10 protein-coding genes are annotated in these 18,158 nt (G+C 69.4%); 4 read left to right on the top strand and 6 right to left on the bottom strand.

Features of this window, described 5'->3' with window-relative positions:
- The first annotated feature begins 76 nt into the window (after nt 1-76).
- Nucleotides 77-2,365, top strand: coding sequence for a molybdopterin guanine dinucleotide-containing S/N-oxide reductase (locus tag ABZ909_RS19675; protein WP_357001439.1), 2,289 nt, complete (start codon nt 77-79; stop codon nt 2,363-2,365).
- On the opposite strand, the gene ABZ909_RS19670 is transcribed toward ABZ909_RS19675, so the two are convergent.
- Nucleotides 2,352-3,233: a LysR family transcriptional regulator gene (locus ABZ909_RS19670; RefSeq protein WP_357001436.1), complete on the bottom strand. Its 882-nt coding sequence runs from the start codon at nt 3,231-3,233 to the stop codon at nt 2,352-2,354. The genes ABZ909_RS19675 and ABZ909_RS19670 overlap by 14 nt on opposite strands.
- 91 nt (nt 3,234-3,324) lie before the next feature.
- On the opposite strand from ABZ909_RS19670, the gene ABZ909_RS19665 reads away from it, so the two are divergent.
- Nucleotides 3,325-4,593: an MFS transporter gene (locus ABZ909_RS19665; RefSeq protein WP_357001434.1), complete on the top strand. Its 1,269-nt coding sequence runs from the start codon at nt 3,325-3,327 to the stop codon at nt 4,591-4,593.
- Here ABZ909_RS19665 and ABZ909_RS19660 read toward each other — a convergent pair.
- The 3 genes from ABZ909_RS19660 to ABZ909_RS19650 form a co-directional block, all read right to left on the bottom strand.
- Nucleotides 4,566-5,957, bottom strand: coding sequence for an aminotransferase class I/II-fold pyridoxal phosphate-dependent enzyme (locus ABZ909_RS19660; RefSeq protein ID WP_357001432.1), 1,392 nt, complete (start codon nt 5,955-5,957; stop codon nt 4,566-4,568). The two genes, ABZ909_RS19665 and ABZ909_RS19660, sit on opposite strands and share 28 nt — an antisense overlap.
- Nucleotides 5,954-12,292, bottom strand: coding sequence for a beta-ketoacyl synthase N-terminal-like domain-containing protein (locus ABZ909_RS19655; RefSeq protein ID WP_357001430.1), 6,339 nt, complete (start codon nt 12,290-12,292; stop codon nt 5,954-5,956). Before ABZ909_RS19655 ends, ABZ909_RS19660 begins: the two co-directional genes overlap by 4 nt.
- A 100-nt stretch (nt 12,293-12,392) precedes the next feature.
- Nucleotides 12,393-13,025, bottom strand: coding sequence for a GNAT family N-acetyltransferase (locus ABZ909_RS19650; protein ID WP_357001427.1), 633 nt, complete (start codon nt 13,023-13,025; stop codon nt 12,393-12,395).
- A 282-nt stretch (nt 13,026-13,307) separates the two neighbouring features.
- On the opposite strand from ABZ909_RS19650, the gene ABZ909_RS19645 reads away from it, so the two are divergent.
- The gene (locus tag ABZ909_RS19645) at nt 13,308-14,402 is read left to right on the top strand and encodes a TerD family protein (RefSeq protein WP_357001424.1); all 1,095 of its coding nucleotides are present in this window, start codon (nt 13,308-13,310) and stop codon (nt 14,400-14,402) included.
- Between the two features lie 175 nt (nt 14,403-14,577).
- Nucleotides 14,578-15,918 carry a hypothetical protein gene (locus ABZ909_RS19640; RefSeq protein ID WP_357001421.1) on the top strand — a complete coding sequence of 447 codons (1,341 nt, stop codon included), beginning with the start codon at nt 14,578-14,580 and terminating at the stop codon, nt 15,916-15,918.
- 69 nt (nt 15,919-15,987) lie between these two features.
- Here the strand turns inward: ABZ909_RS19640 and ABZ909_RS19635 are convergent, their stop codons facing one another.
- Complete coding sequence (locus ABZ909_RS19635; protein WP_357001418.1) at nt 15,988-17,328, bottom strand: TerD family protein; 1,341 nt, start codon at nt 17,326-17,328, stop codon at nt 15,988-15,990.
- A gap of 57 nt (nt 17,329-17,385) precedes the next feature.
- Entirely contained in the window at nt 17,386-18,093 is a 708-nt protein-coding gene (locus ABZ909_RS19630) for a haloacid dehalogenase type II (RefSeq protein WP_357001415.1), read from the bottom strand.
- Nucleotides 18,094-18,158 lie beyond the last annotated feature (65 nt).

Below are 18,158 nucleotides of genomic sequence, written 5' to 3'. Positions count from 1 at the left end.
CCACGGGGCCACATGGGGTGGATGCCGTTGCTCAGCGTGCTGGTCCGGCCGGGTCTGCCGGGCGTATGTTGGTCGGATGGCCACGCATCTCACCCACTGGGGCGTTTTCGAGGCGAGCAGCGACGGGGACCGGCTCACCGCGGTGCGACCCTGGCGAGGTGATCCGGAACCCACCCCGCTGATCGAGAATGTGGCCTCGGCCCAACATCATCCGGCGCGCATCTCGCAGCCCTACGTGCGAAAGGGCTGGCTCGAGAACGGCCCGGGACCCGCGGCGCGCGGCGCCGACGAGTTCCTGCCGGTGTCCTGGGACACCGCGCTGGATCTGCTGGCCGATGAATTGTCCAGGGTGTACCGCGAATTCGGACCGACGGCGGTGTACGGCGGTTCCTACGGCTGGGCCAGCGCCGGGCGATTCCATCACGCGCAGAGCCAGGTTCACCGCTTCCTGAACTGCCTCGGCGGGTATGTCTCGCACCGCAACAGCTACAGCCTGGGCGCGTCGACGGTGTTGCTGCCGCACATTCTCGCGGATATGGGCACGATCATGTCGCGCGCAACGACGAAATCGGTGCTGGCCGAGCATTCGAGGCTGGTGGTCTCGTTCGGGGGACTGTCGCCGAAGAACGCGGCGGTGGCGCCGGGAGGAGTCTCGCGGCACAACGGTCGCGGCTGGATCGAGACCGCGCGGGAGAACGGCTGCCGGTTCGTCACCGTCTCGCCGCTGCGCGACGATATTCCGGCCGAAGCGCACGCCGAATGGATCGCGGCTCGGCCCGGCAGCGATACCGCCCTGATGCTCGCGCTCGCCCAAGTGCTGGACGCGGAAGGCTTGGCGGACAACGCTTTCCTGGACCGTTACACCGTCGGCTACGAGCGCTTCGCCGACTACCTGCGCGGTGCGGTCGATGGCGTCGTCAAGGATCCGGAGTGGGCCGAGCCGATCACCGGCATTGCCGCGGAACGGATTCGGACGCTCGCCCGGGAGATGGCGGGCACGCGCACGCTGGTCACGGTGAGCTGGTCGCTGCAACGCGCCCGATACGGCGAGCAACCGTTGTGGCTCGGCGTGGTCCTCGCCGCCATGCTCGGCCAGATCGGTTTGCCCGGTGGCGGATTCGGCCACGGCTACGGGTCGGCCGCGAATGTCGGTCTGGCCGTGCGACTCACGTCGCCGCCGCGCGTGTCCCAGGGCGTCAATGGTGTCGATGACTTCATTCCGGTCGCGCGTATCGCAGACATGCTGCTGAACCCCGGCGCGCCTTACGAATACAACGGCGAGCACCGGACGTATCCGACTATCCGGCTGGTCTACTGGGCCGGTGGCAATCCTTTCCATCACCACCAGAATCTGGCCCGGCTGCGCACCGCGTTCGGTCGCCCGGACACCGTGGTGGTGCACGATCCGTTCTGGTCGGCCACCGCCCGGCACGCCGATATCGTGCTCCCGTCGACCATGACGATCGAACGTGACGACTACGGCTCCGGCGAGGGCGACCGCTTCCTGTTCCCGATGCCGGCCCTGACTCGCCCGCACGGCGAGGCCCGTGACGACTACTGGATGTTCGGCGAGCTGGCCGAAAGATTGGGCGTCGGAAAGGAATTCACCGAGGGGCGGACGACGCGGGAGTGGCTGCGCCACCTCTACGACGAATGGCGCGAGCGGCTGCACGACCGCGGTCACGAGGTGCCGGACTACGACTCGTTCTGGGCGGGGGAGTCGATAGACCTGCCCATCGAAGCCGAGGAGCACATCGCGTTCGCGGACTTCCGGGCCGACCCGTCGGCGCACCCGCTCCGGACCCCGAGCGGCCGGATCGAGATCTTCTCCGAGACCATCGCGGGCTTCGGCTACGACGATTGCCCGGGACATCCGGTCTGGCTCGAGCCCGACGAGTGGCTGGGCAGCCCGCTGGCGGCGCGGTTCCCGCTGCAGCTGGTGGCCAACCAGCCCCGTTCCAAGCTGCACAGTCAGCTGGATATCGGCGCGCACAGCCAGTCCACGAAAATCTCCGGCCGCGAACCGGTCCGGCTGCATCCGGACGACGCCGCCGTCCGCGGCCTCGCCGCGGGTGACATCGTCCGGATCTTCAATGACCGCGGCAGCTGTCTGGCCGGACTGGACATCAGCGACGCGGTACGTCCCGGAGTCGCACAGCTGTCGACCGGCGCCTGGTACGACCCGGACCCGGCCGACCCGGCCTTCTGCCGCCACGGAAACCCGAACGCGCTGACCGACGATCGCGGCACCTCCCGCCTGAGTCAGGGCTGCACCGGTCAGCTGTCCCTGGTGGAGATCGAGCCCCATATCGGCCCCGTCCCGCCGCTGTCCGTCACCGGCCCGCCCGCGATCACCGCTTCCTGAGCCTGTTGTTCGCTGTGAGGGCCTCGATCACGGTACGAGCCGCATTGGACGGCGTGCGCTCGACGGCATGGCCGACGCACAGTTTCCAGGGCAGCGGCCGGGGTGCGAATTCGGAGTGGGGCACACCGGGGAAGAGCAGTGCGACGGACTTCGGGATGAGGACCACCCCGAAATCCTTGGCGGCCAATTCCAGTGCGAAGGCCTGGTCGGCTACCTCGATGACGGGAACGCGGCCCGGAAACAGCTCGTCGGCGATGGTGCGGATGCCCCAGCCCGGTGGGAAGTCGATGTAGCGCGCGCCCTCCAGGTCCGCGGCCCGGAAGGGACGCCCCGCCAGTGGATGGCCCGGGCCGGTGCACAGTACGAGGGTCTCCTCGGTGATGAGATGCGTGGCGATGCCCGGGAATTCGTTGCTCGCGCCTGCGAGCAGCGCCAGTTCGAGCGAATTGTCGCGCAGCCCGGCCACATTGCCCGCCATGCCGGAGATGCTCTGCCGCATCTGCAACGTCACGGCCGGGAACCGCTGGTGCAGTTCGGCGATGATGCCCGCCAGGTCGAAATTGTGGATGTTCATGAGGTTGCCGATGACCACCTCGCCGCGGATCTCGCCGCGGTCGGCGTCGATGGCGTCCACGATGTCACGCCGGGCGCGCAGCAGCGCCCGGGCGGGGGCGACCATGGCCCGGCCCGCCTCGGTGAGCTCCAGGGTGCGTGGCGTGCGGTCGAACAGGCGCACCCCGAGTTCGTGTTCGAGCTTGCCGACGCTCGTGGAGACCGCCGATTGGACCAGGTTGAGGGCACGGGCCGCGGCGGTGAAGGACCGATGGTCGCAGCAGGCCAGGAAGCATTCGATCTGACGCAACTCCATACGCCGAGCCTACCGATGTCATCAATCTCAGAGATGGCAGTATCGAAAACCATCGCTTTTGTTGATTGCTCGGCGCACCCACCATGGACTGGTGACTGATTCGATGACCGTGGCCCCTGCCCGGCCCGCGCCCGAGACCGCGCCCGGCCCGGCGCTGACCCGGACGACGGTGCTGGTGTTCGCGGTGACCGCGGGCTCCTCCGCGGCCGGCAACTACTACCTGCAACCCCTGCTGCATCAGGTCGCCGGGGATCTGAGCATCTCCACCGCGACCGCGGCCCTGCTGGTCAGCGCCGCGCAGATCGGCTATCTGTGCGGTCTGGCCCTGCTGGTGCCGCTGGGTGACTTCCTCCGCCGCCACCGCATGGTCCCGGTGCTGCTGCTGGCCTCGGTTGCGGCCCTGCTGGTTTCGGCCTTCGCGCCCAATTTCGCGGTGCTGTTCGCGGGAGTGGTGGCCACCGGTGTCGCGGCATCGGCCGCGCAGGTGGTGGTGCCGTGGGCCTCGGCGCTGGCCGATCCGGCCCGGCGCGGGCAGGTGGTCGGCACGGTCATGAGCGGACTGCTGCTGGGAATCCTGTTGTCGCGGGTGCTGTCCGGGGCGGTGGCGCAGCTGGGCGGCTGGCGGGCGGTGCTGCTGGTGGCGGCCGGACTGCAGGTGGTGATGGCGGTGAGCGTGTACCTGCTCGCGCCCGCCACGCCGCGGGCGGCCACGGGCGAGAGCTACCGGCAGGTGCTGGCCTCGATCCTGGGTCTGATCCGCCGGCACGCGGTGCTGCGGCAGCGCATGATGCTGGGCTTCATCCTCATGGCCTGCTTCTCCGCGGTGTGGACGGCCATCGCCTTCCTGCTGTCCGGCTCGCACGGAAGCGATTACCACTACGGTGAATTCACCATCGGCCTGTTCGGTCTGGCAGGCGTGGTCGGGGCGCTGGGCGCGCCGGTGGTCGGGCGGATGGCCGATCGCGGGCACCTGCGCCGCGTCACCACGCTGACCTGGCTGGTGCTGCTGGCGAGCTGGGCGCTGATGGCCTTGGGCGCGCACGGCGTGGTCGCGTTGATCGCCGCGCTGGTGATCTTCGACTTCGGCATCCAGGGCGCGCATCTGACCAATCAGAGCGCCATCTACGCCCTCGATCCGGCCGCCCGCAGCCGCCTGACGACCGCGTACATGGTCACCTACTTCCTGGGCGGTGTCGCCGGTTCGGTGACCGCCGGCGTGGCCTACGAGGCGGGCGGCTGGGCGCTGGTGTGCGAGATCGGCGTCGTCGCAACCATGCTGGGCCTGCTGCTGTGGGCGGTGTTCGCGCTCCGCCCACAGCGCGCGAGCGTGCGTCAGCCCGCCATGTCGGCGGGCAGCTGACCGGATATGGCAATCGCCTCGGCGAGCAGGTCGGCCGTCGAGAGCAGTTGCTGCCGTGTGTGTTCGGAGGTGATGAAGAAGCGCAGCCGCTCCTTGCTCACCGGGACCGCCGGGGCCGAAATGGCCCCGGCGTACACGCCGTGCTGGAGCAGGTGGGCCGAGACGAATCCGGCCCGGATCTCGCCCGGCACGATCACCGGCAGGATCGGGGTGCCCTGGGAGTCACCGAGATTCAGCTCTCGCTCCCGTAACGCGGCATCGAACAGGCGCGTGTTCTCCCACAGCCGGGTGACCCGCTCCGGCTCGGCCTCCAGCACCTCCAGCCCGGCCAGGGCCGCGGCGATGCCCGAGGGCACGGGCCCCCCGGTCAGCATGGCCACGCCGGGCGCGCTCGACTTCATCGCTCCGATGAGATCGGCGTCGGCGGCGATGAACCCGCCGACGCTGCCCAGCGCCTTGGACAGCGTGCCCATCCAGATGTCCACATCCGCCCCGGCCATGCCGTAGTGCTCGCGAATGCCGTGCCCGGTGGGTCCGAAGACGCCGAGCGAATGGGCCTCGTCCACCATGACAGCGCAGTCGAATTCCCGTGCGACGGCGGCGAGTTCGGCGACGCGGCCGACGGTGCCGTCCATGGAGTAGTGGCCCTCGATCACCACCATTGCCCGGTCGAACCCGGAGCGCGACATCTTCAGCACCGACCGCAGCGAGTCCGGGTCATTGTGCCGGAAGTTGATCCGGCGGCAACCCGCCCACTGCGTGCCCGACACCACGCTGCCGTGAATCAGGCTGTCGCAGAACGCCACATCGCCCTCGCGCAGCAGGAAGCCGATGACCCCGGCATTGGTGAGATAGCCGCTGGTGGTCACCATGGCGTCGCCCACGTCGTAGATCCCGGCCAGCCGCTGTTCGAGTTCGCCGTAGAGCGGGATCTCACCGGAGACGATCCGGCTGGCCGACGCGGACGCGCCGTACTGGTCGAGCGCGTCCTTGGCGGCCCGCACCACCCGGGGGTGGCTGGACAATCCCAGGTAGTTGTAGGCGCTGAAGTTCACCAGGTCGGTGTCCAGGGCCCGGATCACGGTGTCGTTCGGGCCGGTTCGTGGCAGGAACACCGGGTTCGGCATCCCCGACTGCCCGTAGAGGGCGGCGATGGCGGCCCGCTTCACCACGGCTGCGGCGACGTCGGGGTGATCGGCGAACTGGCGGCCGGGACCGCGCGGGGTGCGCGTGGCAGCGGTGCGGCCCACCGGTGCGATCCCGGTGGACACCGGGTGCGGCACCGCGTTGCCCGTGGCTGTCGTCTCTTTGATCCCGTTGCCCGCCAGGAGTTTCCGGGCCAGATCGCGTGCCGACTCGCTCATGCCGGCACCGCCTCGCCGGTCGCCGCCGCAGTGCCGCCGACCAGGAGTTCGGCCGCGCGGGCGCCGGCCTGCTGGAGGGTGAAGGACCGGCCGACCTTCATCGACATCAAGTCCACGCCGAGCGTCTTGCTCACCAGCGCACCGAATTCCACCGCCATCAGCGAGTCCAGGCCCAGTTCCGGCACCGGCACGGTCAGATCGATGGAGTCGGCGTCGACGCCCATGACCACCGCCAGCTGTTCGGCCAGCATGTGCGCCACCACGTCGGCGCGCTTCTGCTCGTCGAGCGCTCGCAGTGCCGCCACCAGATGCGACGCGGCCGAATTGTCCTCGGCGGCGCCGGCGACGCGCTCGGCGGTGCGCCCGGTCATGGCGTACCAGGACACCGTGGCGGCCACCCGGGACCAGTCGATGGGAATGATGGACGCCTGGTGGTGGATGCCGAGTTCCAGTGCCTTCTCCAGGTATTCGGCGCCCTCCTCCATGCTGATCGGATCGAATCCGGCGGTGCGCAGGTAGCGGGACACGTACTCGTCCTCGGCCATCCCGCCGCCGGACATGTGGCCCCAGCCGACCGCCAGCGCGGTGCCGCCCTGCCGCACCACCACGTCCGCGGTGGCATCGAGCGCGAGATTGGCCGCGGTGTAGGCGTATTGGCCGATGCTGCCGAAAATGCTGCTGCCGGAGGAGAACAGTACGAACATGTCGAGCTCGGCCCCGGCGGCCTCGATGCCGCGCCGCAGCGCGATCACGCCCTCGGCCTTGGGCCGGTACACGGTGGCGAGGCTGTCCCGGCTCATATCGGGTACGCGCTTGTCGTCGAGGCTGCCCGCGGTGTGGAAGACACCGCGCAGCGGGTGCTCGGCAGTGTGCGCCCGCGCGATCACCGCGGTCATGGCGTAGCCGTCGGTGACGTCCACCCGCTCCTCGACCACCTCGACGCCCTGCTCCTGCCAGAGGGCGAGCTGGGTCCGGGCGGCCTCGGTGCGCGGGCCGCCGCGCCCGAGCAGGGTGAGCCGCCGGGCGCCCAGCCCGACCAGCCAGCGGCCCATGGCCAGGCCGAAGGCGCCGAAGCCACCGGTGATCAGGTACTGCGCCGCCGGATCCACGGTGACCGCCGGAATCATCGGGCGCACCTGCGGCGCTTCGGATTCCAGGCTCACCGCGATGCGGCCGAAGTGCGCCGACCGGGCCACGTCCTCGAAGGCCCTGGCCACGTCGGCGGCGTCGTACAGCTCGTAGGGCAGGTACCGGTAGATCCCGGCGGCGAGCTTCTCGTGCACGCCCCGCACGAGTTTTCCGGTGGGCTTGCGCTTGAGCGCGAGCATGCGGTCCAGGTCGAAGGAATGGTAGGAGAGGTTCTTGTCGAAGTACCCCAGGTCGAGCACGCCGCCGGTGTAGATGTCGGCCTTGCCGATCTCCACGATGCGCCCGAACTCGGCCACCGCCTTGAAGTTCCGGCGCAGGATCTCCCCGGGCGCGGTGCTGATCACCACGTCCACGCCCCGGCCGTCGGTGAGGCCGAGGACGTCGTCGGCGAAGTTCAGCGAACGGGAGTCCAGCGCGTGGTCCGCGCCCTGCGACAGGACGTAGGCCCGGCGCTCGTCACTGCTCGCGGTGCCGATCACGGTGGCCCCGTGCAGTTTCGCGATCTGCACCGCCGCCGAGCCGACGCCGCCCGCCGCGCCGTGCACCAGCACCACATCACCCGCCTGCACCCGCGCCAGCTCCAGCAGCGAGTGCTCGGCGGTGGCGAAGGCCACGGTGCTCGTGCACTGGCCGACCTCGGTGCTGTCGGCGACCCGGGTGATCAGGTCCGCGTCGGTGGTGTGGAAGCGGGAGAACATGGCCTTGGAAGTCAGGAACACCCGATCGCCGACGGCCACATTGTCGACGTCCGCACCGATGCGGACGACGACGGCGTCGGCCTCCATACCGGGTTCGGTGCCGTAGAAGGTGCCCGCCATTTCACGCTCGCCGAGCACGCCGATGACCTTCAGCGGGTCCTTGTAGCCCAGTCCGATGGCCAGGATCCGCACCTCGACCTCGGTCGCGCCCGGGGCGCGCCGGTCGCAGCGCCGCCACGCCATCCGGGACAGCACCCGCGACTTCGGCAGCTCCAGACGGAAATTCGCCTCCGGATCGGTGAGCGGTTCGGCCCGGTCCAGGGCCTCCAGCCGCTCGGGCAGGGTGGCCGCGACCACCGTCACCCAGCGCAGGCCGTTGCGCAGCACCACCTCGTCGGAGTGGTCGTAGGTGAACGCGCCCGCGATGGCGAGCTCGGCGGCCAGATCCGCCTCGGCCACCTCGGGATCCACATCGATCAGTCGCCAGCGCAGCCGCGACTGCTCATTGAGCAGCACCCGGCGGGCGCCGGCGAGGGCGGCGTGGGCCGGGTCGGGCGCGGCATCCTCGTCCGGGTGCGCGAAGGCGCGCTCGGTGACCAGGGAGACGTGCAGGGAGCCGTCACCGGTCATGGGGATCTCGGCGCCCCGCTGCTGCAGCCAGTCCTCGAGGAAGCCCTCGATCGTCACCGCGATCCGGCGCAACGTCCAGAGCGCGTCCAGGTCGGTGTATTCCGAACCCGCCACCAGGACGACGTGCGTGCGCTCGACGCCGCTCAGTGCCACGATCTGCTGAAGTCGTTCACGCACCACGGCTTCCAGGTCCTCGCGGGTCGGATCGCCGACCGGGAGCACCTCACCGTGGGCCGTCGTGCCCGCGATGAAACCGGCACGGGAACCGGCCCTGGTGGCGAGGTCGATGGCGAGGGTGTACGCCGTGTCGGGGGACGGCAGCGCGCTGGTGTCCACGGGTTCCCGCATGTCCCAGCGGTCTTCGTAGAAGTAGTCTGTGAGCCGCTGCAGCGCACCGCGATCCGGGTTGATGGCACCCAGCCGCAGCCCGATGATCCGCATGATCACGTTCCGCTCGGCGTCGAGCAGGTCGTAGTCGCAGGTCAGATCGTCGCCGCTGTGCAGCCGCGCGACCACGGTCACCTGGTCGGGGATGGGTGCGAACACCCGCACCCCTTCCACCGCGACCGGAACCAGCGCGCCCCGTTCGGCATTCGGCGCGGCGGCGAGGACCGCGCCGAAGCACTGCACGGCCGCGTCGACCACGGCCGGGTGGGCGAGGTGGCCGCTGTCACGGGCGATGGCGGCGTCCAGGGTGGCGACCACGGTATTGCCGGACACCCGCAGCTCGGTGGCGCGGCGGAAGGCCGGGCCGTAGTCCAGGCCGCGTGCGGCGAAGGCGGTGTAGTAGGCGTCCGGGTCGATGGCCAGCATCTCCTCGAGCGCCGGCAGGTCGGCCTTGGTCGGCTCGTACACGCCCTCGACCAGCCGGCCGGTGGCATTGATGGTCCAGTTGATGCCCGCGGGCTCGCGGGAGCGAATCGTGAACCGCCGCGTGGATTCCTCCACGTGCAGTTCCACCACCGGGGCCATGCCCTCGTCCACCACCAGTGGCGCGAGGAAGCGGACATCCTCGACGGCCACCCGGGTGGACTCGGTGCGCAGCGCCGCCGCGCTCAGCGCCGCGTCCAGATAGGCCGCGCCGGGCAGAATCCGGGAGCCGCCCACCACATGGTCGGCCAGCCACGGCAGATCGCCCACGCTGAGCTGGATGCGCCAGGCCGTGGTCGGGTCCTCGAGCATCGGATCGCCGAGCATGCGGTAGCCGCCGGGGGTGCCGTACTTGAGCTGTTGCAGGCCCGGCAGTTCGACGCGCAGCCGGGTGCGCTGCCACGGATAGCGCGGCAGGTCCACGTGCGGGGTGACGACCGCGCCGAAGAGAGCGTCGATATCGAGCACGCCCGCGGTGTAGAGGCCCGCGACGGTCTGCCGGACGCTCTCGTCGTCGGCCTGCTTGCGATTCAAGGTGGCGACGGTGGTGCCGGTCTCACCCGCGCCGATGAGGATTTCGCGAATGTTGGCGCCCAGCACCGGATGCGGGCCGACCTCGAGGAACACCCGGCTGCCCGCGCTCACCAGCTCGGTGACGGCGTCGGCGAAGCGCACCGGCTGTCGCACATTGGCGCACCAGTATTCGGCGTCCCAATCGCCCGCCGTGACCCGGGTCCCGGTCACGGTGGACCACAGCGGAATTCGCGGATCGGCGAGCGTCAGATCGGCCAGCGCCGTGCGCAGCTCGTCGAGGATGGGGTCCATCAGGTAGCTGTGGTAGGGCACCTCGACCTGTAGTCGGCGCGCGAAAACACCCTGCTCGGTGAGGGATTCGGCGATCTCGTCGAGCCGCTGCTCATGGCCGGCCAGGGTGACCGCGCTCGGGCTGTTGATCGCCGCGATGCTGACCAGCTCATCGCCGTCGATCAGCTCCAGGGCCGCGGCCTGTGGCAGGCCGATGGCGAGCATGCCGCCCGAACCGGCCGTGGTGGCCTGCAACCGCGCCCGGTGATAGCTGACGAGCAGCGCGTCCCGCAGTGAGAGCATCCCGGTGACATAGGCGGCCGACACCTCGCCGACACTGTGGCCGACCACGGCGGCGGGCCGGATGCCGAGCTCGTCGAGCAGCGCGACCAACGCCACCTGGATGAGGAAGTTGGCAGGCTGGGCGACCGCGGTCGAGGTGACCCGCGACTCCTCCTCGGGCCGCAGCAGCTCCTCGACGATGGACCAGCCCGAGATCTCCCGGAACACGGCGTCGATCCGCTCGGCCTCGGCGGCGAAAGTGCCACCGGCGGTGAGCAGTTGGCGGCCCATGGCCCACCACTGCGGTCCCATGCCGGTGAAGACGAAGACCGGTTCGGGCACCTTGCGCGCGATCACCTTGGCGGTTCGGCCCTCGCCATTGGCGAAGTCCACCAGGGTCCGCACCAGCTCGGCGTCGTCACCGAAGGTCAGGCCCGCGCGCACAGGGTGGTGGTGGCGGCGCGTCCACGCCGCCTCGGCCAGTCGGGCGGGGTCGGCGCCCGCCGCGATGAGCTCGGCGAAGCCGCGGGCCAGTGCGCGAGCGGCGATGTCGTTGCGGGCCGAGATCGGCAGCACGCCATGGTGTCCGGGCTCACGGGCGGGAGCCTCCGCCGGGATGTACTCCTGGAGGATGGCGTGCGCGTTGGTGCCGCCGTATCCGAAGCCGTTGACCGCGATGGTCATTCGCGTACCCGCCGCGACCGGCTGGGCCTCCAGCTGCAGCGCCAGGCCGAGCTCCTCGAAGGGGATGTCGGGATTGGGCTCGTCGAGCCAGCCCTGCGGGGCGATCGTGCGATGGGTGATGGCCAGCGCCGACTTGATGACGCTTGCGATGCCCGAGGCCGCCTCGGTGTGCCCGAGCTGCGCCTTCACCGAGCCCACGCCCAGCGGTCCGGTACGGTCCCCGACCCGTCCGTAGGCGCGGCCGATGGCCCGCAGCTCGAGCGGATCGCCGACCGGCGTGCCGGTCCCGTGCGCCTCCACGTAGGTGACCTCGTGCGGCGCGATGCCCGCCCGTTCGGTCACCGACTTCGCCAGGGCCTCCTGAAGGTCGGCATTGGGCACGGTGATGGCGGTGGTGCGCCCGTCCTGGTTGGACCCGGTCGCCTTGACCACCGCGTAGATCCGGTCCCCGTCGCGTTCGGCGTCTTCGAGCCGCTTCAGGACCACCATGCCCGAGCCCTCGCCACGCCCGTAGCCGTCCGCGCTTGCGTCGAAGGGCTTGCTGCGGCCGTCGGCGGCCAGGAAGCCGCCCTTGCACATGGACACGAACGTCTCGGGCAACAACATCAGGGTGACGCCGCCGGCCAGCGCCACGGTGCAGTCGCCGTTCTCGAGCCCCTGGCAGGCCAGGTGGAAGGCCACCAGCGACGACGAGCACGCCGTGTCCACCGTCAGGGCGGGGCCGATCATGTTGAGCGCGTACGCGATCCGGTTGGAGATCATCGTGTACGACGCGCCTGCCGGGGTATGCATGTCCACCCAGGGCAGCGTCGCATTGGTCAGGGACGTGCCCATCTGGTCGAGGGTGAAGGCCCCGACGTAGACGCCGATCGGCGCACCCGAGACGCGACCGGCGATGCCCGCGTCGTCCAGTGCCTCCCAGGCGACCTCGAGCACCAGCCGCTGCTGGGGGTCCATGGCGGCGGCCTCGCGCGGTGAGATGCCGAAGAATTCGGGGTCGAAGGCCCACGGATCGCCGGTCATGAACGCGGCGCGCTTGGTGTACATGCGCCCCGGCGTGCGCTTGTCCGGGTCGTAGAAGCGGCGGTAGTCCCACCGACCTGACGGGATCTCCACGACCCCGTCGCCCTTGTTGATGATGAAGTCCCAGAACGATTCCGGTGAATCGATACCACCGGCATAGCGGCATCCGATTCCGACAATGGCAATGTCAGACACTACGTCTCCTCGGCAAAACAGAAACGAACCTGGCGATCCCCCCGAGGCACTGCGGAGCCGCCCGGGTCGTGATCCACGATCCGGGCGCCCGCTGCCGACGTCAGCCGGCGCTGACGCGCGTCGGCGGACGCAGCACGAAGTTCATGTCCGGACCGCTACTCCCGATTCGGGTCCGGCTGACCTGCTCGAAATTGACCGTCTCGTAGTAGGCGACGTTCTCGTCCTTGCAGATTCCGCACAGCGCGCGGCCGTGCGCGTCGGATTCGGCGGTGAGCCGGGCCAGTAGCGCGCGGCCCACACCCGCCCGCTGCGCCTGGGGTTCCGCGCCCATATAGACCAGATAGTTGTGCGGTTCGGCGGGCGCGGTGCGGGCGATGGCGGCATCCACCTCGATGCCGCGCTTGGTCGCACCGACACCCATGGCCCACAGCAGCTGCGGGCCCGAAATGGCTTCCCGCCATGCCGGATTGCGGTAGCCGTCCGGGATCCACAGCGACACGCCGACGATCCGGCCTTCCACCTCTGCCACCAGCGCGGCGTCGGCGGGCAGGTAGCGGTGTTTGATCAGAACGCGAAGCATGCCGGGCGCGCGCCGGCGGCGGACCACGGGATCGGGGAAGACATAGTCCTCGATCGGATCGTCGGACTCGAAGGCCAGGGCGAGTACCCGGACCATGTCCTCGATGTCGGCTTCGGTGGCGCGGCGAACGACCGGTGCATCCGACTGAACCAAAACAGTCCCTTACATTTTCATGCCCGTCGGCGCCCGACCCCGATGACGAACAGTCTGCTGGTGTCCAGTGGTGCCTGCTTGTCCCCCACTGGACGGTAGCCCCGCAGGCTACTGCGGAGTAGGGTACTCGTAAGTTACTGATCATGCGACCGATTCGTGTTGTGGCATAAAACGATTCACCGGGGGATGGCCTGACGGTGTGACATGCCCTAAAGTTCGCGCGCGTAAAGCGATATCGCTTCGTTTCGTCCGGGTGACCCCGGGTTCCCATAGAGTGGGAGCGTGGCCGCACTTCTAACCCAAGGGCAGACCGGTGAACTGGGCGTCGCGGATATCACCGTGACGGTGCATTTCAGCGCGGGTATCGATCTGGCCGCGCTGCTCCTCACCGATCGTGGCGCCGTCCGCGACGACAATGACCTGATCTTCTACAACCATCCCGCGGGCCCCGGCATCCAGCTGGTGCCCGGGCAGAACGCCTTCGCCGTCAGCCTGGCGTCGATCCCGCAGGGGGTGGCGCACATCCGCATCGTGGTCACTCTGGACGACCGCGACGGCCGCCTCGGCGACTATCCCGCCCCGCACATCGGCATCGCGGACGAGCGCGGAATCCCGCTGTACGAGTACGTGATCGACGGCCTCGGCAACGAATCGACGGTGGCGGCCGTGGATCTGGACCGCGGCGACCACGGCTGGTACGCCCGGGCGGTCGGCTTCGGCCATCCCGGCGGCTTCGCGGCACTGCTCGCCGATCACGGCGTGTCGATCAGCACCTCGCCGCGGCCGGCGCGCTCGGCCGCGCCGGTCATCGCGCCGGTGCTGCGGGTCGGCGACACCGTCGCGCTGCGGCGGCAGGGCGCCGACCTGAGCTTCGTCAAGATGGGGCTGGGCTGGGATCCTGTCCAGGTGCAGCACAAATGGGGTTCGCGCCCGGCCGAGATCGATCTGGACGCCTCGGCCCTGGTGTACGCCGGGCAGGATCTGGTGGACGCCGCGTACTACGGCCAGCTGGTGACCAAGGACGGCGCCATCCGGCACTCCGGCGACAACCTCACCGGTGAGGGCAAGGGCGACGACGAGGTCATCACCGTCGACCTGACCAGGGTCGGCTCGCATGTCACCGCCATCGTCTTCGTCATCACCTCCTACGCGGGGCACACCTTCGAGCGGGTGCGCAATGCCTTCTGGCGCTTGATCGACGGCACGAACAGCGCCGAACTCACCCGGTCCAACCTCAGCTCGGGCGGCCCGCACACCGGCATGGTGGTGGCGAAAGTGCACCGCGAGGACGGCATCTGGAAGGTGCAGGCGCTCGGTCACCCGATCCAGGCCGGGCATCCCGTCGAGGCGGCCGCGCAGGTCGGCAAGTTCCTCTGAGTTCTGGACCCGGCCGGTTCGTCCGGCCGGGTTTTCCGGCGAGTCGCCGGTGTGCCGCAGTGAACAGGTTCATCCGGGTCCGGCCGGATGCTGATTGCGGCCATACTGTCGTAGTTTTCGTGGTTCCAAGCTGTGCTGCTCTACCCCCTTCCATTGCTGAAACGAGGTAGCTCACATGTTGCTTACGTCACGACGGTTCGGCGTCACACCGAAATCCCTGCTGTTACTGGTCTTCCTGGCCATCGTCGGGCTCGCCATCAGCGCTTGCTCGGGCGCGCAGGGCAGTTCGGTGTCCGCGGGCACGCTGGACACGGGGTTCGGTGACGGCGGCAAGGTCACCACCGATCTAGGGTCGCAGGCAGATCACGCGAATGCCGTTGTGGTGCAGCCCGATGGCAAGATCGTCGTCGCCGGCAGCACCCTGGATCCGGCCCAGGGCGACAACTTCGCCGTGGTCCGCTACTCCTCGAATGGCAAGCTGGACAACGGGTTCGGCGCCGGCGGCAAGGTGACCACCGACTTCGGCGGAAAATCCGATGTGGCGAGCGCGATCGCCCTCCAGTCCGACGGCAAGATCGTCGCGGTGGGCACCAGCCACGGCACCACCACCGGCGACAATATCGCGCTGGCGCGCTACACCTCGGATGGCAAGCTGGACAGCGGCTTCGGCACCGGCGGACAGGTGAGCACCGATCTGGGCACCGCCGCGGATCACGGTAATGCGGTGGCGGTGCAGTCCGACGGCAAGATCGTAGTGGTGGGCAGCACCCGGGACCAGGTGCAGGGCGACAACTTCGTCGTGGTGCGGTACACGCCGGATGGCAAGCTGGACAGGGGTTTCGGCGACAGTGGCAAGGTGTCCACCGACTTCGGCGGCAAGGCGGACACGGCGAAATCCGTTGTCGTGGAATCGGATGGGAAGATCGTGGTCGCGGGCACCAGCATCGGCACCACCACCGGGGACAATATCGCGGTGGCCCGCTACACCTCCGACGGCAAGCTGGACCCAGGGTTCGGCGTGGGTGGTCAGGTGAGCACGGATCTGGGCACCGCCGCGGATCACGGTAATGCGGTGGCGGTGCAGTCCGACGGCAAGATCGTGGTGGTGGGCAGCACCAAGGACCCGGTCCAGGGTGACAACTTCCTGGTGGTGCGGTACACGCAGGATGGCAAGCTGGACAGCGGTTTCGGTGAGAATGGCAAGGCCGTCACGGACTTCGGCGGCAAGGCCGATGTCGCGGCGGCGGTGGCGCTGGCTCACGACGGCAAGATCGTCGTCGTCGGCACCAGCAGCGGCACCGCCACCGGGGACAATATCGCGCTGGCCCGCTACACCTCCGACGGCAAGCCCGACAGCGGCTTCGGTGCGGACGGCAAGGTGAGCACCGACCTCGGGACGGCGGCCGATCACGGGAATGCCTTGGCGCTGCAGGCGAATGGCGAGATCGTGGTGGCAGGAACCACCAGGGATCCCGCGCAGGGCGACAACTTCGTGGTGCTGCGTTACGGCGCCTGATTCCCGGTTCGGTTGGCGGCGGGGCACGTCCGGTCCGGACGCGCCCCGTTTTCGTCGGGCGTCGCGTTGTCAGGAGACGCTGATGAAGCGGCCCAGCTGCGGCACGGCCTCGCCCGGGTGCTTGGCCTGGAAGCCCTCTCCGATGGCCTGCAGGGCCCACTCGCCGTTCGCGCGGAACACCTTGGCCATGGCGATGGCCGTGAACGGCATGCCACCCGCCAGCGCGTACCGGGCCAGCTCGGCCTGCGTGATGTCGTCGATCAGCCGGCAGTAGGCATTGCTGACCTGCTCGAAGGTGTGGCCCTGATACGAGGTGACGATGAACAGCAGCGTATTCACCTGGCGTGGCACACGACTCAGGTCGACCAGGATCACCTCGTCGTCCCCGGCGGCGCCCTCGCCGGTCAGGTTGTCGCCCGAATGCCGGATGGAGCCGTCCTTGGACGTCAGCTGCCCGTAGTAGGCCACGTCCACCAGGTGCCGGTCGGCGAACAGGGCCACCCAGGCATCCAGGTCGATGTTCACCGGTCGCCGCCCGAACAGTCCGCCCTGCCGGGCGGGGTCCCATCCGAGCCCCATCCGAATCCGGGTCAGCGCGACACCGCCGTCCTTGCGGAGGGTGACGCGCTGGCCCTTGGACAGATTCACCGGTCGCCCGCGTGGGAGCCCGCCGTCACCGGTCGGCGGCGCGGGGTTCGGGGGTGGCGGGACCTGATACGCCGAATACTGCTGGGGCTGGGCGGGATACGGCGAACCCGGCGGCTGAGTGGGATATGGCGAAGTTGGTGGCGGTTGAATGGGATACGGCGAGTTCGGCGTGACATAGGTCGGCTCGACCGGCGGCGGGTAGGCCGTGGGGTACGGCGGCGGAGGCGGCACAGTGGTGCGGGTCTCGGCGGGCGGCGCTTCCTCGACGGTGACCCCGTGGTCGGTGACCAGGGCCTCGAAGCCGCCCGCATAGCCCTGGCCGACCGCGCGCACCTTCCAGTTGCCATACCGCCGGTACAGCTCCACCGCGATCACGATCGATTCGCTGTGCAGGTCCTCGATCTTGTACTCGTACAGCGGGTTCCCGTGCCGATCGGAGACCAGCGCGATCGGCGGCGCGATCCGGCCGAAGGTGGACCCCGCCTCGTCGAGCGTGATCACAGCCCGGATCTGGGTGATGTCGGCGGGCACCTGGGTCAGCGCCACCGACAGTTCGGCGGGCTGCCCCGCCACCCCGTTCCGCAGCCGCACTCCTGGCCCGGCCGGCTGGTTGTAGAACACGAAATCGGCGTCCGAGCGCACCTTCCCGTGCTCGGTAACCAGCAGCGCGGACAGCGCGGCGGCCGCCGCGACCCGGACGGAAACCACCACCTCCGGCGCGGTGAGCGGTCCGTTCTGACCCTTCACAAGCGTTGTGGACAAGTCGGATCCTCCCCGTATCGAGACGTCCACTTGCCACTGTAGGAGACCCCGGTGCCCTCAGCAGCCGAGCTGGTCGGCCAGGTCGAGGAAATCCACGGCATTGATATCGAATTCGTCCGAGAACTCCGCATCGCCGAGCTCGGGATCGCCGTACTCCAGGGGGCGCGTGATGAACGCCGTCCGGAATCCGAGCTCGCCGGCCGCCCGGATGTCGTACTTGTGGCTGGCCACCATCATGATCTCGGCCGGTTCCAGCCCCAGATACCGCGCCGCGAGCCGGTAGGTCCGCGGATCCGGCTTGAACACCCCGGCCATCTCCGCCGCGAACACGGCATGCCACGGCAGCTCCCCGTGCCGCGAAATCTCCACCACGGCACTGACATCCGCGTTCGACAGCGTCGCCAGCGTGAACCGCTCCCGCAATCGTCGCAGCCCCGCCACCGTATCCGGCCACGGGTCCAGCCGAGCCCACGCCCGGGCCAGCTCGTCCCGCTCCGCCACCCCGACCGAGATCCCCCTCGCCTCGAGCAGCGGGTCCAGCGTCTTCCGGTACACCGAGGCCACGCTCACCCAGGGCCCCTGCTCCGGCCGCTGGGACGTCTCCGTGAAATACGCGGCCCGCCACTCGTTCACGAACGCGCCCCAGTCCTCTCCCGGCCGGTCACCCCCGAGCGCGGCCTCGGCCGCCCGCCGGATGGTCGAATGGAAATCGGTAGCGGTCCCCTGCACATCGAACAACAGCGCCTTCGGGCTCAATACATCCACAGCCGAAGACTAGGCGAGTTGTTTGTCATAGTTCCGACGGCCAGGGACGGTTCTAGGCTGAGCCC

Origin of the sequence: Nocardia sp. NPDC046763 (assembly GCF_040645495.1) — a bacterium.
Lineage (GTDB): Bacteria > Actinomycetota > Actinomycetes > Mycobacteriales > Mycobacteriaceae > Nocardia.
This window is presented reverse-complemented; position numbering and strand designations above follow the sequence as displayed.